The sequence below is a fragment of the Spiroplasma endosymbiont of Melieria omissa genome, assembly GCF_964031175.1.
Classification (GTDB): domain Bacteria; phylum Bacillota_I; class Bacilli_A; order Mycoplasmatales; family VBWQ01; genus Spiroplasma_E; species Spiroplasma_E ixodetis_A.
Window position 1 is genome coordinate 1178497 of the sequence record NZ_OZ035012.1, and the last position, 25314, is coordinate 1203810.

Below are 25314 nucleotides of genomic sequence, written 5' to 3' on the forward strand. Positions count from 1 at the left end.
CTGGTTAGTATATTTTATTAGGTATCATCCACTTTTTATTTATTCATGCAAGTCCACATGCTAGCTACTATTTTTAACAACTGTGTTGTAGTTCACTGTTTTAGTTCTCAAATACGTGTTGATAATAGTATTAAAGAAGGTTATAAAAATTTTATAAAATTTTACAATTACAAAAAAAGACGAGATTTTTATTCTCGTCTTTGTCAATTTTTATTAATAAGGAAAGGAGTATTTCTATAATATATTATATTGAAAATTATTCTGTAAAAAATTTGTTAAATTTGTTAGCCGTCCCTATTTTTTTAAATTTTTGGTAAATTTGGATTAAATTCAGTTGTTGTTGATTGATTTTGCGAATCCATGGTGTTAATTTTTGTGATTACTTGTTTTGGTCAAAATACTTCTTTTTGTTCTTTTGTAAAGAGTTCAATTTGTTCTTTGGTGAATGCTTGTATTTGTACTTTAGTAAATCATGGAATTTGAATTGGTGTTAGTGCTTGTATTTGTTCTGTTGTGAGTGCTTGTATTTGTTGAATTGTAAAACTTTGTATTTGTTCTGCTGTAAATGCTTTAATTTGTCAATTTGTTAATCATTTTATTTGTTTTGTTGATAATTTTTGTATTTGTTCTGTTATGAGTGTTGAGACTAATATATTTGTGCTTCTTTTTTTCTGTCTGTTTTTGTTTTTAGTTGTTGTTAATGGCGTTGTTATTTGTTGTCTTAACTTTTTTCCTCATTCTTGTGATTTTAAAAAAATTTGATATGTTTGTTCAACTTTATTTTTGTATTCTTGAGTAGAATTTTTTCAAGTAATATTTTTTATATTACTAGGATCTGTACTGTTAGTATTAAAAGTTACCAATTCACTGGTATTATTAATAAGTAAATCATTCATTTTAGATACCTCTTTTTAACTATAAAACTCATTACTTTTTTTAAAGTAATGAGTTAGAAATGTTTAGAATTATTGTTATTTTTACTAAATCTGCTTATCTACTAAAATTTTAGCACCTTATAAATAAAATACAATAAAAAAATAAACACGTATTTTAGTTATATCAATTTATAAAAAATGGAATAAAAAATATTAAGAGATAAAGAAATCAAAAAGTAAAAGAAGATATATAATTATCTTCTTTTAAAAATTATATAGTTTTTTTAGCAGCAGTTTTTAATAGATTACCTGTGATTAAAGCTGTTAGTTGATCAAAAAACTGATTTGGACCATCAATAGTTCCTCATTCTTGACCAACAGTTATTAGTTTACCTTTATTAACAATAAAAACAATTGTTAAAGCTTTAAATGCTCTTTCTTTATCAACAGGATTTTGAATTTCCTTGACACCTGAATCAGCAACAGGTGCTGAACTATTATCAGAAATTTTATGGTCAAGTAGTCAATGATAAATTTGTTGTTGTCAACTAATTTTTTTATCATTTCAAAATTGGTTAACAATATCACTACTAGGGTTGGCATAAGGAGATTTTTCATAAATTTTAATATCAATAGTTCCATTAGTAGTAACACTGTTTATTTCAGTTTTCTTTTCTGTTAATCAGTTATCTCATTTACTTGGTACATTATTATTTTTGATTTGCATTGTGTGTAAACCGTCAATAATTTGCTTAGAAAGTGGATTATCAGCAGCACCAAGGATGCCAAAAAAAGCATGCCCACTATTAACATCACTAATAAATTCTTGATATTTTGAATTATCTGTACAAGCACTAACTTGTAAACTGGTTGTTGTGCCTATTATTAAGGCTGCTATTAGTCCAAATTTTTTACGCATTTATTTTCATCACCTTCAATATAATATCATAAAGTTATATGAGTAATAAATTAATAATTAAATATAACGTATTAAGTATACTATGTTATAATCTTAATAACAATATAAAAATCAAAAGGAGTAGTTTTTTTTCTATATGGACAGTAATTGGTATATTTATTTAATAATATTGCTAGTTTTATTATTTTTAAGTGGTTTTTATTCATCTGCTGAAACATCATTAACTTCTTTAAATGTTATAAGAATTAAATCTATTGGTAAATTACGTAGTAAGAAAAGTCGTCGTGCTAATATTGTATTTAAGTTAGTTAAAAATTATAATGTAACTTTAACAACAATTTTACTTGGTAACACAGTAATTAATGTTGGAATTGGTACTTTAAGTACCATATTATTTATTGATTCTTTTCATGTTTCTCCTACTTATGGTCCTTTAATATCAACTTTAGTTTCAGCAATTGTTGTTTTAATTATTGGTGAAATTATACCTAAAAGTGTTGCAAAATTACATCCTGAGACAATAGCTTTAAATTATGCATATATTTTGTATATTCTTAATATTATTTTTTATCCAATAACTTTTATTGTTACTTTATTTCAATTTAAAAGTAAAAAACCAACAAGTTCTGAACAAGAACTTATTGAATTGATTTCAATAATTGAAAGAGAAGGAATTCTTGAAAAAGCAGAACGTGATTTAATTGAATCTGCAATTAAATTTGATGAAAAATCAGTTTTTCAAGCTATGCATCCCAAAAGTAAAATTAAATATATTTATGATGATACGCCACCTAAAGTTATTAAACATCTATATTTAGAAGAAAAATATAGTAGAATTCCTGTTTTAGATCATGTTAATCAAAATGTAATTGGTATTTTAAATATTAAAGAATTTATTATTAATATGTTAGAAAATGAAAATCCAGATTTATTACAATTAATGTTACCAGCAATTTTTATTTCTAAGCGTACTAAGTTAAATGAAGCATTGGAAATTTTACAAACCGAAAGAATGCATATGGCTATTGTCTGCAATAATAAAGATAAAAAAGATTTTAATGGTATTATTACACTTGAAGATATTCTTGAAGAATTAGTTGGTGAAATTTATGATGAAACTGATGAAATTGGATTGATACAAGAAATAGGAACACATAAGTTTCGTGTTGATGGTTCTTCAAAACTTGAAGTATTATTTAAACGTTATTTAAAAAGAAAACCTCCAAATTATAATAAACAAACTGTCCAAGAATGATATATGTTCAAAACAAAAGTAAAGAAAGTAAGGAAAAATAGTCCACTTTTAAAATTTCGAAATTTTTCGTTTAAAGTTATAAAGGTTCGCAAAGAATTTGCTGTTTTTGAAGTTGAAATTTTTACTAATAAAAAAATAAAAAATAAATGAGAATAGTTAGTGCAGTATTTTTATTTAAATGCTACAATATAAAATCATAATTATAATTATGATATGAAGGGGAGATTAATTATGAAAAAAAGTATTAAATTAGTAACTATAATTACAGCATTAAATCTTGTAACAGTTAATGGTTTAATGTTAACGTTTTCTCCAGACAGTGATCATTATGTCTATTTAAATAAGCATGATGCTAATGCTAGTTTATTAAAATGAAAACTTTCACCAGAAGATGCAAAGATGGTAAAAAATATGAATATAAAATCCATCAAATGGCAAGTAAAGAAAGTATTGATGAATTTAATAAGTTGTATGATAATAATAAAAGTGATGTAATTTGAAGTAATTATGATAGTTTACAATATGATTTAACTCATACTAAAATTGGTGGTAAAACCATTGATATTAATTGAGTTGAAATGTATAAAAAGCTGGTTTAAATAATGAACAATTACAATTAGCAGAGCAACAACAATTACGTTTTTATAATATTTTTGCTAAAGTTTTTCATAAAAACACTGTTATTAAACTAATTCAAAAAGTAGCACCAGTTGCTGTAAGTGATAACACAGTAGCATGAACTGCTTTTAATTCAGAAGCTGATAATCAATGTATGGGTTATGGTCCTGAATTTGCAAATATTAATTTAATTGATCAACAATTTCAAGAGGGATTTTGATCTTCAGATCAAATAATTAGTGTTACAACTCACGAATATGGTCATGCTTTAAGTAATTTTATTGGTTTAAGTGCTGATGAAAGAAATTCATTTAATGCTAATTGAAAGTGATCAGATAGCAGTTATAGTGATATTAATACTAATATGACATCAGTTTCTCATAAACTAACTGTTAACAATGATAACAAACAAATTTATGATCGTACTTGATATTTAATTGATTATTTAGGTCAACAAGCAAAATTAACTAATATTAAGCAAAAATTATTATTTGGCTTAATAACAGTTAATAGTAATTATGGTCGTAGTGCCTGATTTAATGGTAAATATAATATAAATCTTGATGATGAATTTTTTGCCGAAAGTTTTGCTAGATGAATTTTAACACCTCAGAATCAGCGTGATTGAGGATGAGAATTAGAAAATAGTTTTTTCTTACATTATTTACCAATGGTTTTATAACATTTTACTAGTTAAAAAGGAGAATTATTTCTCCTTTTTTATTATTTGGTATAATAAATTTAAATAAAAGAATTGAGGAAAGTAGGTAATTTTATGTTTGGCAAAAATATCCATGATCATGAATCACAGCAAAATAGTTGTTTAAAATGTCAGTATGAAAAACTTTTTAAAACAGGTAAAATATTATTTGATGAATGAGATAAACAACCACCAACACCTGCTCAATTACTTAAAATAAAAAAGCAATTAAATGAATTAAAAATTAAAATTGAAGAACAAAAAAATGATTCGGAATTAAAGTTTTGTGCCAATCACTCAGAAATTTTTGACTTCTTGCCTTTAGAAGTTTTATAGTTTTTTGTATTAATAGTATTAAAATATTTATATTTAGTAGAAATTAATGCCCTATTGTTTTAAAAAATAAAACAATAGGTTTTTTTATTTTAGTATATTAAATTTATAAAAAACTTTTTTAAATAAAAACCTATTTACTTTAAAAATAAAGTAAATAGGTTAAAAACTTATATTAATTTTTAAAAACTATATCATATTACAAATATAGAAATAATAGTTAATATATTTTCATTCCTATTAAATATAAATTTCACTTTCTTCATAAAGATTTAATAATTTTGATAAATGATCACCAACTCCACCCTCATCATTAGTTTTAGTAGTAATGTCATTGGCAATACTTTTAATAACAATATTACCATTTTTCATTGCTACACCATAGCCAACTTCCATCAACATTTCTTTATCATTAATTTCATCACCATAAGCAATAACATCTCTAATATCAACATTATAATATTGAGCCAAAATGCGAGCTGTCATTCCTTTATCAATAAATTTACTTGAAATTTCAAAGATTAGTTTATTATTATCATAGCGATTTCAAGTATTTACCTTAATTGAGTTTGAATATTTTTCCAAGTTACTATATACTTGATCAAGATTAGTATTTTCTTTAAATTCAATTAAAATGGCATTAGCGCTCCCTTTTCAATCACGAATTAATTTACTAATTGTAAAAGTATCATTTTCAATAGTATCTAAATGAAAATAAGTTTCAAAGAAATCATCTTTTTTTCAACATACTGCTTTGTTGTAATATTCAATAACCGCGTTTTCAATTTGTTGAAAAATATAGTCTTCATTTAAAATATGTTTAACAATTGTTTCAGAAATTGGAAAAACTAATCGTTTGAATTTTTTGATTTTCGGATCATGAATATGGCCACCATTAAAATTGCATAGTAATGTATTAAGATCTAATTCACGATAAAATTTAATTGATCCACGATAAGGTCGACCAGTGACAATACAAACAATATGTCCTTGTTTTTGAGCATCAATTAGTGCTTTTTTAGTATTAATATGAATTTCTCGACCACCACTTTTTAATAGAGTACCATCTAAATCAACTAGAATTAAATGTTTTTGTTTTTTATTGTATAAAGACATTGTCTCTTCCTCCTATCTTTCTTTCTCGATAAAATTAATACCCATTGTGTCTTGAACAAAGTTTAATTTTTTAGTAGCAATATTATTAGCAAAATTTGCACCTTCTTCTAAATATTTTGCTAATTGTGATGATTTTTCGTTAATAAATTCTTGGTGTTTTTTTTGCATTGGTTCTAATAAATCATTTATTACTTTAATTACTTCTTCTTTTAAAAAACCATAATTGTGATTGCTGAAGTATTGTTCACAAGTTTTGATATCTTTTTTAGTAATGCTAGCATAAATAGTTAATAAATTACTAACTCCAGGCTTATGTTCTGGATCAAATTTAATAATATTTTCTGAATCAGTAACTGCTTTTTTAATTTTATTGGTAACTTCTTGTTTGCTATCGCTTAAAAAAATAGTATTTTTTAGATTAGTATCAGATTTTGACATTTTTTTTTCAGGTTCTTGTAAACTCATAATTTTCTGTGCTTGTTTATCAATAATTATTTTAGGAATTTTGAATAAATCAGTTTTATAATTGTTATTCATTCTTGTTGCTAAAGTTTTTGTCAATTCTAAATGTTGAGTTTGATCAACACCAACTGGCACAAAATCAGCGTCATATAGTAAAATATCAGCAGCCATTAATGTTGGATATGTAAGAATACCTGTTGGAATACTAATCGTTTTATTTTGTTGATTTGTCATTTTTTGACTTTTATCTTTGAATTGTGTCATTCGTTCTAATTCACCGACATAACTATTACATAATAATATATATCCTAATTGACTATGGGCTAAAACATCAGATTGAATAAAAATATGAGATTTATTTGGTATAATACCAGCAGCAAAATATCAAGCGGCAATATCTTTAATATTATCTCTTAATTCTTGTGCTTTTATTGGTAGTGTTAATCCATGTAAATTTGCAACAAATATTAAGAGTTCATGTTCTTCTTGCAATTTTAAAAAATTATTAATTGCTCCCAAGTAGTTACCAAGAGTTAATTTTCCAGTGCTAGTTATTCCGGATATAATACGAGCCATATATTTTGCTTCCTCCAAATTAATTTTTTAATATAATTAATTATCGATGATAAAGTTAAATAATTCAATTAATTATATTAAAATTTGTTTGATTTTGATATAATAAAAACATAAATTAAAAATAGTTTTTGACCCATAGCTTTTATTTTTTAAGAGTAATGGGTTTTTTTATTTTATAAAGGAGTTTTTTTATGTTATTTGGAGAAGAAAAATATAAGGATGATTTACAAAAATATTTAAAGAAAATAAAAGATTGAAACAATGTGAAAGAATATCTTCAAACTCTTAGAACCTGTTTAGAATCTTTTCGAAAATAATGTAAAATGATTATATATTTTAAAATCAGAGGTATATATTATGCATAAAAATTATCCAAGTCATGTCACCAAAGAACAATTTGAGAACATAAAATCAATTTTAGAAAATAGCAAAAAGAAAACAAAACCAAGAAGTTTAGATTTATATGAAGTATTTTGTGCAATTTTATATGTATTAAAAAGTGGTTGTCAATGAAGAATGCTACCAAAAAATTTTCCAAAATGACAAACTGTATATTATTATTTTCAAATTTGAAGTAAAAATAACGGTAAAGAAGCTAGTGTATGGCAATTAATTTTAAAAAAAATTGGTTAAAAAAGTTCGTATCAACAATAATCGCAAAGAACAAACTAGTTTTTGTATAATTGATTCGCAAAGTGTTAAAAATACAGATACTACTGAAAATAAAGGTTATGATGCTGGTAAAAAGATTTCAGGAATAAAGCGTCATATTATTGTTGATTCTCAAGGTTTACCACATGCAATTTACATAACCACAGCAGAAAAAACAGATCGTAATAGCGCTATAATAATGATTGAAAATGAAAAAGAAAATCTTTCTGCAGTTCAAAAAATAATAGTAGATGCTGGTTATACTGGTGAAAAATTTGCTTCTGAAATCAAAACAATCATAAATGCAAATGTTGAAGTTATAAAACGCAATGAACTACATACTTTTGTAGTATTACCAAAAAGATGAATTGTAGAACGAAGCTTTGCTTGATTAGAAAAATACAGAAGATTATGAAAAAATTGTGAAAGAAAACTAAATACTAGTTTACAAATGGTTGTTCTTTCCTTTATTTCAATTTTATTAAAAAGATTTTATCATTTGAAAACTTATCGACTAAAAATCTATTTTTTATTATAAAATAACCATTATAATATAAATTTTATTAAAAATTAATCAAAAAAGATCCTAAACAGGTTCTTAGTTTAAAACTTGAGGAATTAGAAATCAAGAAACAAAATATTGCTGAAAAACAAGCAAGTTTTGAATCTGAAAGAAAACAACTAGAAGATATATTGAAGAAAGCTGAAAGTCAATTAAGAAATATCAAAGATAGTGAAGATAAAAAAACATTTATTGAACAATATGTTAATCAGATGACTGATAAATTAAAAGCAGTTAATGAATATATACTTTAGAAGTTGAAAGTAAAGAAACTGATAAAGATATAAAAAATAGAAATCTAGACAGAGTAGATAACAGAAGAACCTTAGAGAGAATTAGAAATGAATTATTTAATTTAAAAAAAATAATTCAAGAATCATCTTTTTTTAATGGTAGTTTAAAAGCATTAAAAGAAAATATGACAAAGTTACAAAAAGAAAAAACTAAAATATTAAATTTAAAAAAAGAAATTTTAAAAAAAGAAGAATTGAAAATGGAGTTACAAAGTTTAGAAAATTTAATTGCATTAATAAAACAAAAATCAGAAATTGAATTAGAAATTGAAAGATTAGAAAAAAACAAGGAACAATTAACAACAAACATTGATGCAAATAACGGTCAAATACAATTTATTTTGAATGATAATGAAAGTTCTAAAGAACAATTAATCACAAAAATAGATGAAATAAATTTAAATATTAAAACATTAAATGACAATATATTTATGTTTTATCAACGAGAAAAGGTCAAAGAATTACTAAAAAAGAATTTGCTAAATCTATAATCACTACTTTAGATAATCTTTTTATAGGTTATAATAATAGAAATTTAAAATTAACTGGTGATGGTGCAACTTATCTTAAATCTACTGCTAATTATTTAAAAATTGATTATGCTGTAGATAAATGACATCCATTACAAAAATTAAAACAAGTATTTATTGTAGGAAAAGCTAAAAGAACAAAAGAAAATAATAAAAAATTAAATTATGCTTATTATAAATTATTTTTAAATGGTAATTATTATAAATTATTAGATTATTTAAAAGAAAATAATGCTGATGAAAAAATATATGAATATTTTAAAAATAATAAAAAAGGTATTGAAAATCAAAATGCTATTTGAAATATTGGTTGTAGTGCTGAAAGTGATGTTTATCATTTAATAAAATCAATATCAAATAATAATGCAAAAATTTATTCAAAAGAAGCATTTTTTAATTTATTAAAATTAAAACAAGCAAGAATTAATAAATTAAAAGTATTTGTTTAAATTTATACAATTTAATAAATCTAAACCTAAATAGTTAGGAATTTTTATTTTATAAAAGTTAATAAAATCTATATTAAGACTTGACATTAACCCTTTTTAGGGTTATAATATTTATAAAAATTAATAATTTATTTTATCTTTTATTTAAAGAAAATTAAATTATATCCACATTTGAAATACGTCCAGGTCAAAAACTTATATTTTTTTTTATAGAAATATTATACTTTATTATTTTTATTTTTTTCAGATATTACTTTATAACAATAAATACTAATATAATTTTAATTTTTAATTAAAATCTTAAATATTTTTAATATATTTTTATTATATTAAAAATTAAAATTATAAGTGTTTTTTTATTTAATTTTACTATTAATAATTTACAAATAAACTCTTAAAGGTTTAAAAAAACCATAAAATTTTTTTATGTATTATAATAGTGTTAGTGAGTTATTTAAAATAATATGTTTTACATAAGATTATTGAAGATAATTTCTCACATCTATTCTAGATTTAACTGAGGAGGTTAAGAGAAAAATGAGGAATATGAGAACATTATTAAAGTTATTAGGTGCTAGTGTCATAACAACAGTACCAGTAACTACTGTTATAACTTGTGGTAACAACAAAGAAGATCAGGTAAAAATATTACTAGATCAAGTATCAATAAATTTAGGTTTAACAAATGATGAAGGAAACGGTTTAAAAACTATTAGACTTGATTGAGAAAAAGATACATCCTTTTTCTGAATTGATAATTCCGATATTTTGGTTACTAAATTATTAGAAAATGAGGTAACTACTGGTCAAGCCAAAGCTAAAGATAAAGACAGTTTCTATTTTTTAAAATCTGTTTTACAACAGAAATTAACATCAGGAACAACACCTGAAGATGGTACTTTTGATGCAGCGGAAGTTGCTAAAATTAAAAATAAAATATCTAATATAAAAGTTTCTACTAGTAAATTTGTAGAACCAAATGATGATGAAAAACTTGTAGTTGGTGATGGAACATATAATTTACAATTCTTTAAAGAAGATGGTAAAACAAATTTAGGGGATAAATATACAGTAAAAGTGATGACTGGAACTGATGCTTTATTTAATATTTTTGCAAGTGATAGTCCTGCTAAGTTAAGTTATAATGAATTTGTTTATGAAGGAAGTTCTATTGAGCATTTCCAAGCGGGTTATAAATTAGAAGAAACTGTTAATAAATGATTAAAAGATAAAACAGAAGTACCATTAATAAGCAAAAGCAGAACTGAAAAAGCTATTAAATTTAATAACTTTGAACAATTAGTTGGTTGAAAAGCAAAATTTAATGTTATAGGTTTTGAAAGAAGAGGAGCATTCCCTCGTCCAAATGATTTAACAGACGGAGATGAACTAACACTTTCTATTGCTTTAGTAAAAAACCAAGAAACTATTTCTTTAAAGTCAACAACAATAATAAGAATAAACACTCAATAGTAAAATAATAATGATATGATTAGCATAAAATCATTATTCAACTTTTCTAAAATATATTAATTAAGGTAATACTAGTCTAGTATTACCTTAATTTTTACTTCAAAATAATATATATTATTTTAATTCTTCGCTATTAACTTTCATTGCTGAGATTTGTTTTAATTGAAATTGTTCATGCACTACTGCTTCAAATTCTAAAACAACACCTACTTTAAACTTAAGAAAAGCATCATTAACATATTTTTTATTATTAAAAATTAAAACTGCCAATTGTTCAAAAGCATAATTTAAAATTTTATCAGAATTTGGTTCTAAAGAAAGATAACAAAATATTTGTTCATTACTTAAATATTGCGATATCTCAAAACTATTATTTAATTTATCTAATTGTTTTCATAAACATGGTGTTAAAATAATTTTAGCAATACCATTAGCACTATACTTAATACCATCTCTTTCGTAAGAAAAACCATTATTAAAAATAATAGTGTTCATTCCTAATTCTTTATAATTAATAGTATATTCGGTTATTAACTCTGCAAAAATATTCTCATTACCTACTCAATCAGCGCTAAATTCTAGATTTTTATTAACAGTAATAATAAGAGCATTTGTTATTTTTTTACTTCATTGTAAAAATAGTTCTCATTGTTCAAGAATAACAAAAACTATTTCATCAATCAAAGTATATGGCATTGAGGATTCTTCTGCTAAAGCTGAAATTTTAGAAACAATATTACTACTTAAAAAATTAGATAATAATCTTACCTTATCACTTATTTGTAAATTTTTATTTTTCTTGTAAATTTTAATAATACGTTTACATGTATTTTTTTTCAAAACTAATTTAGCAGTACCGCGACGTTGATTTGAAAAATATACAAATGCTAGTAAATTATAACCAAATTTCTTTGTCATTATAATTCACCTGACTATCTTAAATTATAAATTAAAAACTATTTTACTTTAAATTAATAGGCCGAATAAAAAATTGGTATATTTTATAAAAATGACATGAGAGATAAAACTCTCATTTTTAATTGTTAAACAATTATAATTAATTATTTTATTAAACCAGCACTTTATTAAAGTAATTAATTATTACATAACTAAATAAAAAATTATTTAGGCTATTGTGCTGGAATATTCCAATAGTAATTTTTAGTGTGTTCTCTTTAAGAAAAGAGAAAGAAAAAGTTTTTTCTCCCCCACACCCCCTCTTTTTCAAAAAGAAAGAGAAAAGAATTTTTCTCTTTTTAAGACTTCTTTTAAATAAGACTTCAATTAAAGAAAGGATTATATTTTATGTTTAAAGAAAATATTAAAAAAGATTTATCAAAAGAAGAAATTACTAATTTACTTTTAGATTTTGATAAAGATAATATTTTTCAACAAAATTTAGAAGAAAAAGAAATACAAGAATTATTAGAAAAAACAAAAACTAATTTTACTTCTATTTTCTTATCAAAAATAGCAATTATTAATGAAACTAATAAAGCAAGTTTTATTAAATTATTAAATGAAAATAATTCTAATGTTATTGGTGTATGAATTGATAAAAGATTTATTCATAGAAGTAAAGAAAAAAATGAAATTAGAATAAGTATTAAAAGAAGTTTTGATTTTACTATTTATGAATATGATTTTCAAAATAAAACTAATAAAAAATTAGAGAGTATTAAAGGATATAAATTACTTTTAAAATTAAAACAATTAAAAGCCACTTTACCAATTGAAAATAATTTTTGAGAAAAATTACAAGAAAAAAATAATTTTGTTAAGAAAGGCATTAATTATGTTACTTAATGTTGAAAAAATAGAATTAATAAAAAATTTATGTAATGAAAAATTACTTAAAAATAAAAAATATATTGAAATACAAGAAATATTAAAAATTATAGAAAGGGATTAAAAATGGAAGAAATAAATGAGAAAGAATTAGAAAAGAAAATAATAAAAGAAAAAATAAAAATAGCAAAAGAACATCAAAAAAAGTTCTTGAAAATAAGAATAATTATTTTTTCAATTTCAACTTTAATTGGATTAATAATTTTATTAATTTCTGTAAGTAAATATTCTTAATTAAAGGAGTAATATAAATGCTTAATTTAAAAGAAGATAAAAGAATATATATAAAATATGAAGAAGAAAAAATATTTGGTTCATGTGATATTTGTCATAAAAATTCATCATATGCAAATAGAACTTGTAATAAATGTTTTTATAAATTAATGAGTGATAATTATGAAATGTAATATTCATAATGAAAAATATATATGAATTAGTGAGATTGATAATAGTTATTATTGTAATAAATGTATAGATAACATTATTGAAGAAGATATGTATTTAACATCAAATAATTGAGATTACTTATATGAATATTATATTAATGAATTACAATTAGAAAATTTTAAAGGAGTGTAATAAATAATGAATCAATTAGAATTACAAAATGCAATGAAATTAATAGAAAAATTCGAAGAATTACAAGAAGAATTTAATAGTAAATATGAAGATTTAGAAATTAACATTAATGCTGATGGTGATTTAAAAATTAGTCTTGATTATTTTAATTATAAAAATGTAAATCAATTAGAACAAGTAATTATTGATTATAAAAGAATTATTAAAGGTTAAAAAGAAAGTAGTGAATAAAAATGGTAGCAGCTCCAAAAAAGAAGCCAGAAGATTTAATAACTAAACAAATTATTATTAGACTTACTAAAAGTGATCATTATGAATTAAAAAAACTTTGTTTAGAATATGATATTACAATTAATAATTTTGTAAGGAATTTAATTCAAAATGCAATTAAACAATCAAAATAATAATTTAATTTTTAAAAAAGAAACACATCAATATTTTATTCAAAATAAAGAATTAATATCAGTAAGTAAAATACTTGATTATTATTTAGGTAATTCATATTGTAAATGTAATAAATGTAAATATTGTTTTAATATAAATAATGCAAGAATTCGTGGTAATGCAGTTCATAAGGTAGCAGAATTATATTTTAAAAATATAAATATTAAAAATATAAGTAATCAAATTAAAAATTATATTAAAGATTTATTTTCACAAAATTATTTAAATTATTGTTATACATTATTAGATTATTTACCAAATAACTTTATTAATAATAATGAATATATTAGTGAAAAAATATTTAATTATGATATTGTTGCTGGAACACCAGATTTAATTTATAAAGAAAATAATTTAAATATAATAGTAGATTTTAAAACTTATAAAGTTTTTACTAAAGAATTATTAGAAAAATCAAAATTACAAATAATAGCATATTATTGATTATTAAAAAATAATAATTATGAATTATCAAATACTCATTTTATATGTTGAGTTAAAGAAAATGACATTGAATTAATTAAAGTTGAAATAACAAATGAATTATTAATTGAATGACAAAAAGCAATTTGAACATGAAAGGAATTGAAATAAAATGGCAAATGAATTATTAGTTAAAAATATTAATAATGGTAATGTAGAAAAATTTATTAGACAAAAAGGTATTATTAATAATTTAGAAATACAAAAATTTAAAAGTAATGTATTAGCAATTTCAAATCAATATGGTTTAGATAAAGCATATCCAGAAACAATTATTAATAGTTGTTATCAAGCAGTATTATTGAATTTACCATTAGAAAAGAATTTTGGTTATTGTTATATTGTACCTTATTGAGATAATAACACAAAAGTAAATAATGCTCAATTTCAAATGGGATATAAAGGTTATATTCAATTAGCATTACGTTCACAACAATATAAAGAAATTAATGTAAGTGATGTTAGATTAACAGAAATTAAAAAAATAGATAGACTTAAGGGAATTGAATTTAATTGAATACAAGATGATTTAGAAAGATTGAAACAACCTATTATTGGTTATGTAGCATATTTTCAGTTAGTAAATGGCTTTGAAAAAACTTTATATATGTCAAATGAACAAATTGAAAAACATTTTTTAAAATATTCAAAAACTTATGCAAAAAATAAAGAATTTATTGTTAGTGATTTTGATAGTATGTCATTAAAAACTGTATTAACTCAATTATTAAGAAAATGGGGAATTATGAGTACTGAAATGCAAATTGCATATGAAAGTGACCAAGCAATTATTACTGAAACAGAAAAAATATATATTGATAATCCCAATAATAATATAGAAATAGAAAATAATAATAATTTTCAAAAATTAGAAGAAAATATTAATAAATTAGATAATTTGGTATTTAAAAATGAATAGTTATTTACTTTCAATTGACCCAAGTATTAAAAATACTGGATTTACATTATGAGAAAATAAAAAACCAATATGAATAAATAGTTATAGTTTTAAAAACTATAATTATGATTGAGAAAAAATACAAAAACAGATAAGTTATTTAATTGATATAAATGAATATGATTTATTAATAGAACGTGGTACTTTTCATTCAAAAAATGGAATTGGTTATGAAACTCAAGAACATTTGCGTGGTTTTATTGTTGGACAATTTAATAAATTAATAACAAAAAATATGTTAATAAGTCCAAGTGAATGAAAGAAATGATATAAAGAACAACAAGAATTACTATTACCAATATATTCAAGTTATTCAAAAATTAATAAATGAGATAAAGATTTTAGTTTAATGTTTGCTAAATCATTACAAGAAAAATATAAATGAAATATAGAAATTAAAGACCATGACCAAGCAGATAGCTTATTAATTGGTTGATATTATTTAAATAAAGATGTTAATAATGAAACATAAATATAAATTTAGAAATATAAACTATTATAATCAAAAAATATATACTTGTATAAAATGTGGTGATGATAAATTAGGTTATAAACCAAAAATATTTATAGGATGATGTAAAGGATATGAAATATATTGAGATGATAAATGTAAAAAATATAGAAATGAATATAAAGGAGAATAAATAATGCAAATAGCAATTTTAATTATATTTAGTTTAAATACAATATTAACTTTATTAACATTTATTTTATATTTATATATTTTTATTAATTTTAAATTTAGATGAAAGTGAGAAAAATAATGCAAAAACAAGAAAAAGTATTAATTAAATGTATTGTTAAAGATTGTAATAGTAAAGTATTAGTTACTTTAAAAACTGTAAATATAGAAGATAGTGTAGTTCAATTTTTTAATATGTGTTATTTTCATAAAAAACAATTTAAAAATAAAGTAAAAGAAATTAAAAATGAATTTAAAAATAAGGAGTAAATAATGGTTTGATGAGAAATATTAACTATAGTATCAGTATCAGTAATATTATTTTTAATGATAATTTCAGTACTAACAGATGTTATAACTAAAATTATTAATTATTGATAATTAAAGGAGTAAATAATGAAAACTAAAGAAAAAATTATAAATATTAATAATATTACAAAATATAAAAATGATATTGAAAATTTATATAATGATGGAATTAAAATTATAAATAATTTAAAAAATAATAATTATATTAATAAAATTGATTATGAAATTATAAATACTATTTTAAGAATGTTTAAAATACAAGAAGATTTAATATGTAATATTTCTATAAAACATAATAAAGAAGAACATAAATAATGGAAAATAAAATACTAATTGCTATTACTTTGGAAGATTTAGTTAATATTTTAGATAATAATTTAAAAGATAATAGTTCAATAAAAATACTAAAAGAAATAATTGATAAAAAATATCATTATGGTGTTATGCAAGAAAAAGAAAATACAGATTTAGAAGTAGAATTAATTAAATTGAAAAATGCTTTATAAAAGGCATTTTTTATTTTAAATTTATATTAGTTTTATTAACTATTTTTTGATATTCATTTATTAAAAAATTTCATTTTTTTAATTTTTTTTGAACTATTTTGTGTTTAAAACTACATGTATTCGCAATTAATCCTTTCATTAAATCTTCTTCTTGATTTTTTAATTTAATAATTATTTCATCATATTGATTTTTTTTATTTATAAAATTCATATCATTTTTTATTTTATAACTAATCATATCATTAATATGAGTACTTTTTTTATTTCGAAATTTATCCATATTAGATAGTATTTCTTTTAAAACAGGTTCAATATTATTTCAACAAAAACTACAATTTATTAATTTAATTTTATTTTCATGATATTTATATTTTAATTTAGCAATTTTTTTTGATAATTTTTTTAATTTTTTAAAATTATTATTTCATTGTAATGTTGGTTTAAATGATTTATCAATAATTGATGACATATTTAATTCCTTTATTTTATTATTAATTTAGTTTAATAATAACAAAATATTAAAAAAAAGTTACCTTAATTGGTAACTTTTTAATTAGGTGCCAACCTAATTATGAAAATATAAAATGAAATAAATTTATATATGTAACTTACCAAACCCTACAGGTAAGTTCAATATATTATACATTAATATTTAAGATTGCGGGGAAATATTATTTTGATTAGTTATGTTTTTTATTTTATTTATTACACTAAAAAAATTATTATAATTTACAGTAAATTTTTTAGTTAATCACGGAAATAAAGGAGTTATATCAAATTTAGGGTCTACTTCAAATAATAAATTATCATTTTGTAATTTTATTCTTGTTCAATGTTGTTTAATTTTTTTACTTTTAAGAAAAAAATAACCTAATTTTTCATCTGGTTTATTTATTAAATTAAAATCTATCTCTTTTAAGAGAATATTACATTTTTTATGTATTAGTCCGTTTTTTCAAATAATTTTTATTCACTTTTTATTTTTTTTATTAAATTTAATCTTACTATGATTATCAATTTCATAATAAATTATATTGTTTTTTTTTCTTTTAAGATAACAAAAAATATTTTTCATATTAGTTAACAACTCCTTATTAGCGAATTATATCATAAAATAATATTTTTTTATCTTGAATTTAATACAATTTTTGAAATTGTTAATTTATAATTTTCTACTTGTCTTATTATTCATTGTTCTTTGTATTCTGGTGATAATTGTTCATTAAAATATTCATGAAAAGTAGCATATAAATAAATTGGAAATATTTGCACTTTAAAATTTAATCTGCTATTATCTAAATTTTGAAACCCTAAATATGTTGTAGTAATATCACTAATATTATATTTATGAATGGTTGGATTTGGTTCATTACTTGCTGTTACAGATGTAATACCGGTATTATCAAATAAATTATATAATTGATTAATATTATTGACTTTTTTATTAATTGTAGCTAATGCATAATATTCCATATAATTCCCAGCTTGATATGGGTGTATTACATTATTACTTTTAATTTCTAAATATTTATTATCTTTATAATATCTTAAATCTTTTAAATTAAAAGTATACATTTGTGTATGATTTTTTAAAATAAATTCTTCTTTTGTGTTTAAAAAATTTGCTTTTCCTCCCTTATATTCATTAGTTTTATAATCTCATGAGATATATAAATCAATAGATTTATAGTATCTTTGTAAATCTTCGAAACTATTAATTAATAATGTAGGGTCTAACTTAGATTTAATGTCTAAATTAATTTCTAATGGTTGAATTTTCAAACCAACATTATTAATTCATTCGTCTTCATTATAAATTAATTGGTTATTTTCATTTATAACAAATAAATTTTTTATTGGTAAATCTGCACTATAAGTAGGATTATTGGGAATAAATAACAATGTTTTTGCTATATTTTGTGGACTTGGTGGTAATATTTTGGCTGGATAACTAAATGTAGTTTCTTCACTTTCTTTATATTCATCATGATTTAATTTATATAAAGTAGTTCAATTAAAAGCATTACCAGTCAAATAACCCATATTATTATATCTAAATTGAGCAACTGATATTTCATTATAATCACCTTGATAAGTAAAAGGATTATCACTATAAAATGTATGTCTTTCTTCACCTTGATGTAAACTTTGTGTAACAATTGTATCAATAATATAAGCATAATTTGAACCATCAATAACTCCATTACTTGTTGGATTTCATTGACATTCAGTATCTTCATTTGTAAATGGTGAAGCAATATCTAAAAATTCAGTATCTTCTGCTAATATATAAACTTTATTATTTTTCTTTTGTGATAAATCAACAGTTGATATTTGTTCTTTTACAGTTAACTTCTTACCAGTAGTAGGGTCTCATGGATATACTGATACCCTATCACTTAATTTCATTGTCATAGCAGTTGTTGAAACATGTGAACCTAACATTTTACCTAATGCAAATTCACTTGAATTACTAAATACATTTAAAGGTATAAATCAATCATTATTATTATCTCCAATAATTGCACTTAAATTACTTGTAAAAAAAGCAGACATAAAACCATTAAAAAATGGCATATTTTTATATTGTTGAGAATTTTGAGTAATAATAAATCCTACTGGAATACCTAATGTTAAAGCATTTAATAATTTACCTACTAATGGAATTGAACTTAAAGCAAATGGTAATCATTGTACACTATCATAAGGCATTTGAATTAATGAACTAAATACTACACTATTAAAATTTAATATTGCTGACATATATTTTTGTGATATTTTTTTATAATCAACAGTTGGACTTCCTATAACTAATCCAGTATCTGGATCTTTATATTTAAAATTACTACTCATATCAACATTATATTCACCTTGTAAATTATTTATATTTCATTCACTATCTCAAAAGAATTTTGCTTTACCAATATCTTCACCATTACTTAATCTTGCTTTTTCTTTATTACATGTTAATATTCCTTGAAAATCTTTTTGTGCTAACATATCAAATCTTCTTGCTTCTAAAAATTTTTGTCATGTATCATAATGAGTAAATCCAGTAGGTTTTGCATCCATTATATTATAAAATGTAGTTTCAGGATGACTACTTGTAGTTATTTTATCATTTATTCCTGCAAGTAACCCACCATTATTTTTAATATCAGTTGTAGATTTTTCATTATTACCAGCAATAAATAATCTTCTTGAAGCAAATACCTTACTTTCAAATATTTCTTCATTATTTTGTTGTATAGGTTCTTGACCTTGAATTATTGGTCTTCCATAATAATAACAACTTGTTAATAATTCTAATCCATAACTTTGTCTATGAGAATATCTAACTCCAATATCACGCATTAAAGTACGATTTAATGTTACTTTTCCTTGTTGAATAGTAGGAAAAGCATAACCACTACCCGTGCTTGCATATTGTACAAAATTAAGTGTATTTTGACCACTAGAAACTACTCTATCATTTAAACTACTAAAAGTTAAAACTTGCATACTAAATGCACCATTATAAGGACTATAATAATTTGTTACATTTGAAATATATAATAATTGTCTATCTTGATTTTTACCACTATTACCACCTATATTTTCATTTTCATCATTAAATACAACAAAAAATTGTAAATAATCATCAATTGTAATATGTTCTTCAAACATTACTAAAGTATATTGTCTTTTAGTTTGTACTGTTTTAAATATTTGATTATTCGGTAAATTACTAAAATCAACACCACTTGTATCATCAATTAAATAAGCATTTCAATAATCACCTATTTTATATTGTTTTGTATAAAATTCATCTTGACCACTAGATTTATGAGTTATAGGGTCAATTTTACCTTTATTTTTTTGATATATTTTTGTACTTTTTTTTCAAATACATACAACTGGAGTAGTACCAGTTAATATTAATTCATATTGACCAAAATCACTAATTTTACTATTAATTGGTTTATAACCAGTTTCAGTTAAAGGAATTGCACCATTATTAATAATAAATGGAAATATTTTTCAATAACTACATCTTTTAATTAGCAATTGTTGTCTTTTTAATTGAATGTGTAGATGTTTCATTAATTGAATTTGTTGATGTATCATTTTCATTTTCTCCTAACAATTTTATTGATTGTTTATCTTCATCAATTATTTCTTTATAATGTTTTTTTGCTTGTTGTTTTGTTACTTCATCTAATTCAGCAATAGCTTGTGTATATGACATTGTTCTATCTACTAATCTTTGACTAATCATTTCTTGTTTTAATAATTGGTCAGTCATAGCAATAGGTAAAAATTTAAATGAATAAGGTCTATCACCATTACCATTTCATAAATTTTCATGAATTAATAACATATCAAAAAATCTATAAAAATAATATGAATAATGACTTATTTTAGTTTCTGTAGTTTCCATATCATTTTTATTATTAAATAATGATTTAGTTTTATTTTCATAATTTACACCACTAAATTCACTATAATCATAACCAGCACCATTTCATATATCTTTTGCTAAATCATCTTTATCTAAAATATAATTACTTGCTTTAAAATCACCTTGAATAACTTCCATACCACCAGCACCAGATTTATTATAGCCAGCAGTACCAACATTAACTACAATATTTTTTTTAGGATTATCAATTATTTTTCCATGTTCAATCATATTTTTAACAGTTTCATTATCAAATGCACCAAATAAAGTAGTAACATTTAATTCTCTATCAACATTTCTTTGAGTATATGATTTATGATAATATTCAATTAAATTTCAAACTGGATAAGTATCTGGATAAGCATTTAAAGTTGTTGAATTACCATAAAAATTAACCATTGGTAAATTTGTTATTTCTAATATTGGTAAATAATTTCAAGGATTTTTAATTTCATAACTATATTTTGGTATTAAATTAGGTTTTAATTTTGTATGTGCTGTTCCTAAAATAATTTCTTTTTGATTTTTATCATCATTTTTATAAGTTTCAAATCTTATTTTTCCATTTTCAGCAATTACTCAAGTTAAAGTTGCACTATCTGATTGTTCATTAATAAAAAAGAATTCTGCACATTGTTCTTCTTCATTATATTTAGCAACTCTACCAGCAAATGAATTAGGTAATACTTTTAAACTTGTACTATTATCTTTATAAATAATTGGCATTATATATACTTTTCCAAGTAAACTTTCTTGTATTCCAAATTTATATAATTTTTCAAATCATTTATCACTAATAATTTTATTAGTAAAATATTTTAAAATATTTTCTTTTTCACTATCAAATAATAAACCTTTACCTAATCATAATTTAGTTGATTTTTGAGCAATTCTCATAGGAATATCACTATATCATTCTCTTCTATTACAAGAAAGATATTCTAATGGATTATTCATTTTTATCACTCCTAAAATTTATTTTTATTAATTAATAATTCATTATCAATATTATTAATTAATCATTTCATTTTATGCATTGAAGCATACATTCTTGCATCTCAACAATTATCATATAAATCAAGCATTTGTGGTTCATTATTTGAATTTTCTAATTTAGATTTTGCTAATCATTGCATTTTTGATAATTCTTCATGTGTATTAGGACATTTTTTTCAATTAATACTTAATATACCTTTAATCATACAAATAGTATCTCAATCAATTCTATCTCTTAAATACATTGTAGTTTTATCTACTGGAGTAAAATATAATCAATTTATTTTTCTTTTTTCTACTTCTTTTTTTAAAATATCAATAACTGCTAATCCACCACTACCATAATCAACATAACAAGTAAATCCAAATTTCATCGCTTGAAATTTAATACTTTCATCTAAATAATAATCAATAATATTATTTGCTAATTCATAAGTATCTTTAAATTTCATAATAGCATTACTATGATAAAATTCACTTTCTTGATGTATTCTTCTAGTTTTTTCATTTTCACCAATAAAACATAAAACAGCTACAGTAGGATGAGCTTGTGAACTTGTAGCAAAACCTAAATCTAAACCACCAACTATTTCATTAACATTAAAATCTAATTCAGTTTTAAGTTTATCTAAATATCTTGCAAATATAGAACCAGTTAAAACACTAGGTACACCATAATATCAACTTTGTGCTTTAATAGGGTCTAATTCTTTTAATTCTTCTAAATCATTAATTTTATCTTGTTTTAAATTATGTTCATTTAATTTTCAATTTGAATAATGAAATAATTTAAACATTTTGTTATCTTCTATTGATTTAATTTGTTCATTATTTTCTTTCATTAAATCTAAATTAAAAGGTACTCTTTTATTCATATATTCAATAAAATATTGATAAATATTATCTGGATTACAACTTCTTATTTTAATAGTTTTTTTAGCATTACCTAATGCAAAAGTAATTGCTTGAAATTCTGCTTGACTAAATTCATTTGCTTCTTCACATCATTCAATTGCTAAATCAAAACCTTTTATTTCACTTCTAGAAAGCCCTTTTAAAGGTATTCTATCATTTGAATTACTATATACACCCATAACTCTAATAAATGATTTACTACCTTTAAAACGAAAATCTGCTTGTTTATTTGGATATTTTAAATTAAAATCTTTATAATCAAAACCAATATTAATTAAAGCTTCATCAATTTCTTTAGTTAATTCATTAATATCTTTATTTAATTTTCTAAAACAATATATAGCAATTGATTTATTAACTTTAATTGAAATTGCTATTAATATTGCTAATTCTTCTGCAATACTATATGTTTTACTTGAATATCTACTACCACTTAAATTATATTCACTATGAGTAAAATCACTTTTATTTAATAATCAATAACTAATTTCATGTAAATAAGTAAATTCTTTATTCATAATATTATTCCTGTAATTCTTCTAATTTTAAAAGTTGTCCATATCTTGTAGGGTCACTAACAATAGCAATGGTATCATTTTGCATTTGTAAAGAAATTATTATTCTTTCATTAACTTTATCTCAATATAATGTTTGAACCTCAGTATTCAACTCACCGTATAAAAATTCTTTAGACATAAAAGCAAATTTCTTATTACTTGATTGACTTTCAAAATTATAATAAATTTTATATTTAGTATTTGATTTAAAAGTATGTCTAATATGATTTATATTAACTTTTGTTCCTACTTCTTTTCATTGCGGAATACTTGGAATTGGTTGTGGTTGATTTTTATTAATTTCATTAATAGCACCGGCAATAGTTTTATCAGTAGTTTCTAAATTAGAAATTTCTTGACTAACAGCATTTATTTGAAATGCAATAGGAAATTTTGATTCTGTTTCTTTTAATTTTTTATCTAAAGTTCTTAAATTAACTCCATCTTGTGGTTGTTCTGGGTCTGCTATATAAATAATTCTTTTATTATTAGAAGTAATAATTCTTTTTTCTTTAGGTTGTATTATAGTTGGACTATTAGGGTCTGTTTCTCATAATGATTCACCACTACCACCAATAGCGCTAATTTTAATATTTTCTCCATTACCAGTAATAGTAATATTATTTCCAGCATTATTTGGTGTTAATAATGGTTGTTTACTTTCAATTAATTTACCTATTTCATCACTAATACTAATAACTTTTTCTTGTTGACTTTCTTTACCATCAACTAACTGTAAACTATCATTACTAAAATATTTATTAAATAATTCAAGTGTTGTTAAATTATCAAATGATTTTATATCAGTAGTATCAATTCATACTTCAGTTCCAATAATATTTTTAGGATATTTTGGATATATTTTAACTCTTGGATCATTTGTTTTTAAATTAAGTCATTCTAAATATCTTGTTAAAGGACTATCTTCTCCACAATTACTATAAAAATTACTAAAAAAATCATTTCTTTTAGGTAAAACATCTAAATTAAATCCAGTAATATTTGGATATTCTTTAATTTTTCTTAAACAATTAAATACTTCTGGAACAATAAAATAAGGGTCAGTAGGATTATTTTCACTATAAGTCATTCCACCTTGACTAATACTTGATTGACCACGAATATAATTACTATCTTTTGTTAATAAAAATCTAACATAATATGCAGTTGCGGTTTGTATTTCATCAGTAAATTCTGTTAATGTAGTTTCTGGTCATTTTTTTGAAATAGAATGTCCACTTAAATAATCAATATTATTACTTGCAACTGAAATAGCAAATCAAATTTCATTATCTGGTGTTGTAGTATCATCAAATTCTAATTTATTAAAACCATTTCAATTTTTAAATTCTTCAATTGTTATAAACATTAATGGGTCTTTAATAGCCATAATAATTTACTCCTTAATGTAAAATAAAGGGTATTTAAACCCTTTAAATTCCAACTTTAGTTGCTTTTTTCTTATCTTTTTCCGATAATTCTTTTCTAGAAGCTCTTTGACTAATAATTTTATTTTTAAATACTTCATCTTTTTCTTCATCATTATTAAAACTATCAAGTAATTTTGCAATTGATGTAGTTTCTAATTGTAATTGAGAATTTATTTGTTTAATATTTTCAATAATAAATTGAATTTCTTTATCTCTTTTTAATTCTTTTGATATTTTACTTTGTTTTGATTTTTTAATAAATTTTGATATTAATAATAAAACAATAGTAACTATAACTCCGCTAGTTATTGCTCCACTTAATACTGCTGTTATTAATTCTTTTGATAAATTCAT

General features: G+C 21.8%; 31 protein-coding genes. 20 read left to right on the plus strand and 11 right to left on the minus strand.

The features are described 5' to 3' along the window. Positions 1–302: 302 nt before the first annotated feature. Both ACQH26_RS07755 and ACQH26_RS07760 read right to left on the minus strand, forming a co-directional pair. Complete coding sequence (locus ACQH26_RS07755; protein ID WP_425382157.1) at positions 303–896, minus strand: hypothetical protein; 594 nt, start codon at positions 894–896, stop codon at positions 303–305. A gap of 250 nt (positions 897–1146) precedes the next feature. After that, positions 1147–1794 (minus strand): hypothetical protein, encoded by a 648-nt coding sequence (locus tag ACQH26_RS07760; protein WP_425382158.1) that lies wholly within the window; start codon positions 1792–1794, stop codon positions 1147–1149. Positions 1795–1930: 136 nt separating this feature from the next. Here ACQH26_RS07760 and ACQH26_RS07765 point away from each other — a divergent pair, with 136 nt between their 5' ends. The 4 genes from ACQH26_RS07765 to ACQH26_RS07780 all read left to right on the plus strand — a co-directional run bounded on the left by ACQH26_RS07765 (position 1931) and on the right by ACQH26_RS07780 (position 4703). After that, the gene (locus tag ACQH26_RS07765) at positions 1931–3205 is read left to right on the plus strand and encodes a hemolysin family protein (RefSeq protein WP_425382159.1); all 1275 of its coding nucleotides are present in this window, start codon (positions 1931–1933) and stop codon (positions 3203–3205) included. 215 nt (positions 3206–3420) lie between these two features. Beyond that, positions 3421–3648 carry a hypothetical protein gene (locus ACQH26_RS07770; RefSeq protein WP_425382160.1) on the plus strand — a complete coding sequence of 76 codons (228 nt, stop codon included), beginning with the start codon at positions 3421–3423 and terminating at the stop codon, positions 3646–3648. A 173-nt stretch (positions 3649–3821) separates the two neighbouring features. Next, positions 3822–4349, plus strand: a complete 528-nt coding sequence (locus ACQH26_RS07775; protein WP_425382161.1) for a hypothetical protein — start codon at positions 3822–3824, stop codon at positions 4347–4349. Between the two features lie 93 nt (positions 4350–4442). After that, positions 4443–4703 carry a hypothetical protein gene (locus tag ACQH26_RS07780; protein WP_425382162.1) on the plus strand — a complete coding sequence of 87 codons (261 nt, stop codon included), beginning with the start codon at positions 4443–4445 and terminating at the stop codon, positions 4701–4703. A 237-nt stretch (positions 4704–4940) separates the two neighbouring features. Here ACQH26_RS07780 and ACQH26_RS07785 read toward each other — a convergent pair whose 3' ends face one another. Beyond that, positions 4941–5816, minus strand: a complete 876-nt coding sequence (locus ACQH26_RS07785; RefSeq protein ID WP_425382163.1) for a Cof-type HAD-IIB family hydrolase — start codon at positions 5814–5816, stop codon at positions 4941–4943. A gap of 12 nt (positions 5817–5828) precedes the next feature. After that, complete coding sequence (trpS, locus tag ACQH26_RS07790; protein WP_425382164.1) at positions 5829–6854, minus strand: tryptophan--tRNA ligase; 1026 nt, start codon at positions 6852–6854, stop codon at positions 5829–5831. Between the two features lie 191 nt (positions 6855–7045). Here trpS and ACQH26_RS07795 point away from each other — a divergent pair, with 191 nt between their 5' ends. The 5 genes from ACQH26_RS07795 (at position 7046) to ACQH26_RS07815 (ending at position 10812) form a co-directional block, all read left to right on the plus strand. Next, the gene (locus ACQH26_RS07795) at positions 7046–7171 is read left to right on the plus strand and encodes a hypothetical protein (RefSeq protein WP_425382165.1); all 126 of its coding nucleotides are present in this window, start codon (positions 7046–7048) and stop codon (positions 7169–7171) included. Positions 7172–7211: 40 nt separating this feature from the next. Then, positions 7212–8043 (plus strand): IS5 family transposase gene (locus tag ACQH26_RS07800; RefSeq protein WP_425382166.1). Its coding sequence is split into 2 segments (ribosomal slippage): positions 7212–7481 and positions 7483–8043, totalling 831 coding nucleotides; the frame shifts between segments, so codons are not numbered across the junction. Between the two features lie 155 nt (positions 8044–8198). Continuing rightward, entirely contained in the window at positions 8199–8321 is a 123-nt protein-coding gene (locus ACQH26_RS07805; protein WP_425382167.1) for a hypothetical protein, read from the plus strand. 239 nt (positions 8322–8560) lie between these two features. Further along, a complete protein-coding gene (locus ACQH26_RS07810; RefSeq protein WP_425382168.1) occupies positions 8561–8851 on the plus strand; it encodes a hypothetical protein in 291 nt (96 codons plus the stop codon). A gap of 1025 nt (positions 8852–9876) precedes the next feature. Continuing rightward, positions 9877–10812, plus strand: coding sequence for a hypothetical protein (locus ACQH26_RS07815; protein ID WP_425382169.1), 936 nt, complete (start codon positions 9877–9879; stop codon positions 10810–10812). 114 nt (positions 10813–10926) lie between these two features. On the opposite strand, the gene ACQH26_RS07820 is transcribed toward ACQH26_RS07815, so the two are convergent. Continuing rightward, on the minus strand, positions 10927–11730 hold the full coding sequence (locus ACQH26_RS07820) for a hypothetical protein (RefSeq protein WP_425382170.1): 804 nt from the start codon (positions 11728–11730) through the stop codon (positions 10927–10929). Positions 11731–12117: 387 nt separating this feature from the next. Here ACQH26_RS07820 and ACQH26_RS07825 point away from each other — a divergent pair, with 387 nt between their 5' ends. The 11 genes from ACQH26_RS07825 to ACQH26_RS07875 all read left to right on the plus strand — a co-directional run bounded on the left by ACQH26_RS07825 (position 12118) and on the right by ACQH26_RS07875 (position 16621). After that, a complete protein-coding gene (locus ACQH26_RS07825) occupies positions 12118–12618 on the plus strand; it encodes a hypothetical protein (RefSeq protein WP_425382171.1) in 501 nt (166 codons plus the stop codon). 108 nt (positions 12619–12726) lie between these two features. Continuing rightward, the gene (locus ACQH26_RS07830) at positions 12727–12894 is read left to right on the plus strand and encodes a hypothetical protein (RefSeq protein WP_425382172.1); all 168 of its coding nucleotides are present in this window, start codon (positions 12727–12729) and stop codon (positions 12892–12894) included. Positions 12895–12911: 17 nt separating this feature from the next. Beyond that, on the plus strand, positions 12912–13067 hold the full coding sequence (locus ACQH26_RS07835; RefSeq protein ID WP_425382173.1) for a hypothetical protein: 156 nt from the start codon (positions 12912–12914) through the stop codon (positions 13065–13067). Further along, positions 13057–13239 (plus strand): hypothetical protein, encoded by a 183-nt coding sequence (locus tag ACQH26_RS07840; protein WP_425382174.1) that lies wholly within the window; start codon positions 13057–13059, stop codon positions 13237–13239. The genes ACQH26_RS07835 and ACQH26_RS07840 overlap by 11 nt, the downstream gene beginning before the upstream one ends. 6 nt (positions 13240–13245) lie before the next feature. Further along, positions 13246–13452, plus strand: coding sequence for a hypothetical protein (locus ACQH26_RS07845; protein WP_342254359.1), 207 nt, complete (start codon positions 13246–13248; stop codon positions 13450–13452). Between the two features lie 168 nt (positions 13453–13620). Then, positions 13621–14277, plus strand: a complete 657-nt coding sequence (locus ACQH26_RS07850) for a PD-(D/E)XK nuclease family protein (protein ID WP_425382175.1) — start codon at positions 13621–13623, stop codon at positions 14275–14277. Between the two features lies 1 nt (position 14278). Beyond that, entirely contained in the window at positions 14279–15085 is an 807-nt protein-coding gene (locus tag ACQH26_RS07855) for a recombinase RecT (RefSeq protein WP_425382176.1), read from the plus strand. Next, positions 15078–15596, plus strand: coding sequence for a hypothetical protein (locus tag ACQH26_RS07860; protein WP_425382177.1), 519 nt, complete (start codon positions 15078–15080; stop codon positions 15594–15596). The genes ACQH26_RS07855 and ACQH26_RS07860 overlap by 8 nt, the downstream gene beginning before the upstream one ends. Before the next feature lie 291 nt (positions 15597–15887). Then, positions 15888–16076 carry a hypothetical protein gene (locus tag ACQH26_RS07865; protein ID WP_425382178.1) on the plus strand — a complete coding sequence of 63 codons (189 nt, stop codon included), beginning with the start codon at positions 15888–15890 and terminating at the stop codon, positions 16074–16076. 126 nt (positions 16077–16202) lie between these two features. Next, complete coding sequence (locus ACQH26_RS07870) at positions 16203–16430, plus strand: hypothetical protein (RefSeq protein WP_425382179.1); 228 nt, start codon at positions 16203–16205, stop codon at positions 16428–16430. Continuing rightward, positions 16430–16621, plus strand: coding sequence for a hypothetical protein (locus ACQH26_RS07875; RefSeq protein ID WP_425382180.1), 192 nt, complete (start codon positions 16430–16432; stop codon positions 16619–16621). Before ACQH26_RS07870 ends, ACQH26_RS07875 begins: the two co-directional genes overlap by 1 nt. Before the next feature lie 10 nt (positions 16622–16631). On the opposite strand, the gene ACQH26_RS07880 is transcribed toward ACQH26_RS07875, so the two are convergent. The 6 genes from ACQH26_RS07880 to ACQH26_RS07905 form a co-directional block, all read right to left on the minus strand. Further along, a complete protein-coding gene (locus ACQH26_RS07880) occupies positions 16632–17090 on the minus strand; it encodes a hypothetical protein (protein WP_425382181.1) in 459 nt (152 codons plus the stop codon). Between the two features lie 656 nt (positions 17091–17746). Next, positions 17747–20728, minus strand: coding sequence for a hypothetical protein (locus ACQH26_RS07885; protein WP_425382182.1), 2982 nt, complete (start codon positions 20726–20728; stop codon positions 17747–17749). Beyond that, positions 20658–22019: a hypothetical protein gene (locus ACQH26_RS07890; protein WP_425382183.1), complete on the minus strand. Its 1362-nt coding sequence runs from the start codon at positions 22017–22019 to the stop codon at positions 20658–20660. The genes ACQH26_RS07885 and ACQH26_RS07890 overlap by 71 nt, the downstream gene beginning before the upstream one ends. An 11-nt stretch (positions 22020–22030) precedes the next feature. Continuing rightward, positions 22031–23491 carry a phage terminase large subunit gene (locus ACQH26_RS07895; protein WP_425382184.1) on the minus strand — a complete coding sequence of 487 codons (1461 nt, stop codon included), beginning with the start codon at positions 23489–23491 and terminating at the stop codon, positions 22031–22033. Between the two features lie 4 nt (positions 23492–23495). Then, positions 23496–24920: a hypothetical protein gene (locus tag ACQH26_RS07900; protein ID WP_425382185.1), complete on the minus strand. Its 1425-nt coding sequence runs from the start codon at positions 24918–24920 to the stop codon at positions 23496–23498. 43 nt (positions 24921–24963) lie between these two features. Next, entirely contained in the window at positions 24964–25314 is a 351-nt protein-coding gene (locus tag ACQH26_RS07905; RefSeq protein ID WP_425382186.1) for a hypothetical protein, read from the minus strand.